Below are 1,327 nucleotides of genomic sequence, written 5' to 3'. Positions count from 1 at the left end.
GAGGAAATCAGAATGTCGGACTTTTTCCCCGCCACGTCGATGAAGTAGTTGCGCAGCAGCTTGAGGGTCAAATCAAACAAGAAGATGATGAACACGCCGCTGGCCAGCACCCACAGGGTCTCAAACGCGAGGTTGGGCACCACTTTGTCGTACACCAGGCGGGTGAACATCGGTGCGGCGATGGCAAACAGGTTAATCAGAACCGAGGCCACCAGAACGTCGCGGTAGATGCGTTTTGACTGCCAGATGGTGCCCCAGAACCAGTGACCGTGACGGGTCTTGAGCACTTCCGGTGAGCGTTCATCAAAGCGAAACTGCTTTTTGACCATAAAGTAGCGGCCGATGTAGCGCTCGGCGAGCTCTGCCAGCGGGTAGGCGACCGGCACCATGCCCGATTCGGCGGTGACGATTTCCGCTTCCTGCTTCTCTTCGTTGATGCTGCTCAGCACGCACGCTTCGCCGCTTTTGAGCAGCAGCACCACCGGAAACACCAGATGTGGAATGGCCTGGAGCGCTGAGCGGTTCTCTTTGGCGACCAGACCCGCACGCTCGGCGGCGCGCGGAAATAAGAAGGGCGTCAGCTTACCGTCGGAGAGCGGCAGGCCGTTGACCAGCGCCTCCGGCGAATTGGCGAGGCCGTAATAACGGCTGACGTATATCAGGGCATTGAGCAGCGTGTCTTGCATTCCGCGCATCCTTATCTATCCACAATAAAACCTTGGAACACATCGATAAAATGCTCCGACAGAAAATCGAGCTGCACTTGGGTCTCGACCCGTGACGCAATGGTGGTGACGCCCAAATCGTGCGCGGTGCGCGAAATGGAGGTGAGGGTAAATTTCTGCTTCTCGTCATCCAGGTGATGAGTGAAGAGGTAATCGAGTTTGACGTAATCCGGGCGGAACTCGTTGATGTAATCGAGCGACTGGAAGTTACGGCCGTAGTTGTCGACCCCAAAGCCGGCGCCTGCGCTGCGCACCGCATGACAGAACAGGGCGGTGTGGTGCGGCGCGTTGACAAAGCAGCTCTCGGGAATTTCAAAATGCAGTTTGTCGCACACGGTTTTGTGGCGCGCGAGCAGTTGGGTGACCCAGCGAATGAAGCTCGGCTGCTCGATGCTGCTTTGCGCGATATTGATGGCGAGGGTGTCGGTCAGCTCGCCGGCGTCGAGTTTCTCTACCATCGCCTGCAACACGTACTGGTCAAACAGGTGGCTGGCGTGCAGCTGCTCTAAGGCAAACAGGTATTGGTTGGCGCTGTAGCGCACGTTGTCTTTTTCAATCGCCGAGAACACTTCACGGTGGAACGTCTGGCCGTCGCTGTGGTT

Annotated in this window: 1 protein-coding gene and 1 pseudogene; both read right to left on the bottom strand. The window is 57.2% G+C overall.

Annotation, left to right across the window (positions count from 1 at the left end):
• Nucleotides 1–686: pseudogene (locus JIG40_RS07115) on the bottom strand (type I secretion system permease/ATPase); the annotation flags it as partial.
• An 11-nt stretch (nucleotides 687–697) separates the two neighbouring features.
• The coding region (locus JIG40_RS07110) for an EAL domain-containing protein (protein ID WP_199465048.1) at nucleotides 698–1,327 on the bottom strand (630 nt) is incomplete at its 5' end.

Source organism: Vibrio sp. bablab_jr001 (assembly GCF_016464285.1).
Taxonomy (GTDB): Bacteria; Pseudomonadota; Gammaproteobacteria; order Enterobacterales; family Vibrionaceae; genus Vibrio; species Vibrio fluvialis.
This window is presented reverse-complemented; position numbering and strand designations above follow the sequence as displayed.